The sequence below is a fragment of the Streptomyces sp. NPDC054863 genome (genome assembly GCF_053610825.1).
Map to the genome: position 1 here is coordinate 1 of NZ_JBSGZD010000529.1, position 2,178 is coordinate 2,178.

Genomic DNA, 2,178 nt, shown 5'->3' on the forward strand with positions numbered 1-2,178 from the left:
GCGTCCCCGCCGGGGGATGGGCCTGTCTCCCGGTCCCCGCCGGAGGCTTGGCCCCCGCCCCGGCGGAGGAGTGCTCGGCGCCGGTCACCACCTCACCCCCAGCGCCGCCGCCGCCTCGACCCCGGACCGGCAGCCGTCCTCGTGGAATCCCCACCCGTGGTAGGCGCCGGCGAACGCGGTCGTCGCGGTGTTCAGGGACGGCAGCGAGGCCTGGGCCGCGACCGACTCCGCGGTGAGCAGCGGGTGTTCGTACACCATCGACTCCACCACCCGCTCCCGGTCGACCACTTCGCTCCCGTTCAGGGTGACGACGTAGGTCTCGGGGGCGTCGAGCCGCTGGAGACGGCTCATGTCGTAGCTGACGTGGACCCGGTCGGCACCCGAGGCGCAGGACGGCATCAGGTAGTTCCAGGAGGCGCGGGCCCGCGGGCTGCGGGGCAGGACACGGGTGTCGGTGTGCAGGAGCGTCGGGTTGCGGGAGTACCGGAACGCCCCGAGCACCCGCTGCTCCGCCTCACTCGCGTCCGCGAGCAGCCGCAGCGCCTGGTCGGGGTGGACGGCGACGACGACACGGTCGTACGAAGCGGTGACGCCGTCCTCCCCCGTCACCTCCACCCCGTCGGCATGGCGCCGCAAGGCTCTGACGGGGGTCGCGGTGTGCACCGCGGCGAGCTGCTTGGCGACCCGGTCGACGTACTGGCGCGACCCGCCCGTCACGGTCCGCCACAGGGGCGATCCGCCGACGGCGAGCATTCCGTGGTGGGAGAGGAACCGGAACAGGTGGCGGGCCGGAGAACGCAGCGCAGCCGCCGGGTCGCAGGACCAGACGGCCGAGACCAGCGGGGTCAGGAAGTGCTGGACGAAGTACGCCGAGAACCGTCCGCGCCGCACGAACCCGCCCAGCGTGACGGCCTCCCGTCCCGCCTCCCCCTCCTCCGTCGCCGCTCCCGCCAGCAACTGCCGTGCCCTGCGGTGGAAGAGGGGAACCTCGGCGAGCATCCGCAGGTAGGCGGGGCGTGCGGCGTTGCGCGGCCGGGCGAACAGGCCGCCGGGGCCGCGTGCCCCCGCGTACTCCAGGCCGCAGCCCTCGCACCGTACGGACATGCTCATCTCCGACTCCTGGGTCGCCACCCCGAGTTCGCCGAAGAGCCGCAGCAGATACGGATAGGTGCGCCGGTTGTGCACGATGAACCCGGAGTCGACACGGTGGATCCGGCCGTCCGCCGACGGCACGTCGTGGGTGTGGGCGTGCCCGCCGAGCCGGGGCTCCGCTTCGTACAGCGTCACGCGGTGCGTACGGGAGAGCACGTGGGCGGCCGTCAGTCCGGCCACTCCGCCGCCGATGACGGCCGTGCCGGGCGACCCGCGCGGCGCCCGCCCCCCGTACTGCGCTGCCCCACCTGTGCCTGGCATGGATCCTCCTGCTGTCGACGGCTCGCACACCTTGTTCGGAGCCGTCGGCCCACCGGATTGGCCGATGCCCCGAAAGAAGCAATCGGGACCTTCGACCAATCCGGCGGGGCCCTCGGTACCGAATCCCTTGCATGAGCGGAAAACTGCGCACCCTGGCAAGCGCGGCCGGCGGGCTGGTCGCCGGTTTCTCGGCGCTGTGCGCCGCGGAGCTGGCTGCCTCGGGGGTACGCCCCGAGGCCGGCCCGGTGGCAGCCGTGGGCGGCGCGGTCGTGGACCGTACGCCCGCCGCGGTGAAGGACTTTGCGGTCCGCACCTTCGGCACCGCCGACAAGCTGGTCCTCCAGCTGGGCATCCTGATGCTGCTGGCGCTGTTCGCGGTGGCGGTGGGTCTCCTGGCCGCCCGGCACCGGCGCACGGGCGTACTCCTGGTCCTCGCCTTCGGCGCGCTCGGCGCGTGGGCGGCACTGGAGCGCCCCGACGGCCGCGCGCTCGACGCGCTGCCCTCCCTGGTGGGCGGTGCGGCGGGCTGCGCGGTGCTGTACCTGCTCACGTCGAAGCTGGGCCCGCGGCGCTCTCCTGCGGCCGGGGAGCCGCCCGCGGTGCCCGGGGCGGGGCCGGACACCGGCACGGGGCACGTGAATTCCCCGTCCGGCCCTGGCCGCCCCGTCCGGGCCGGGAGCCCTCCCGAGGGGGCGCTCCCGGCCGACCCGGACGGGCGGGGGCGGGGCGCTGCGGGACCCGCCTCCGCCCGCCCGGAAGCAGCTC

1 protein-coding gene and 1 pseudogene are annotated in these 2,178 nt (G+C 74.9%); one reads left to right on the plus strand and one right to left on the minus strand.

All coding sequences use genetic code 11. The annotated features are described in order from the left end of the window. Positions 1-84: 84 nt before the first annotated feature. Positions 85-1,413, minus strand: coding sequence for an NAD(P)/FAD-dependent oxidoreductase (locus ACWGIG_RS38590; protein ID WP_453326396.1), 1,329 nt, complete (start codon positions 1,411-1,413; stop codon positions 85-87). 131 nt (positions 1,414-1,544) lie between these two features. Here ACWGIG_RS38590 and ACWGIG_RS38595 point away from each other — a divergent pair. Then, positions 1,545-2,178: pseudogene (locus ACWGIG_RS38595) on the plus strand (molybdopterin-binding oxidoreductase); the annotation flags it as partial.

Excerpts from the sequence above, each read along its gene's own strand:
- ACWGIG_RS38590 (WP_453326396.1), bottom strand. The coding sequence starts at position 1,413 with ATGCCAGGCACAGGTGGGGCAGCGCAGTACGGGGGGCGGGCGCCGCGC.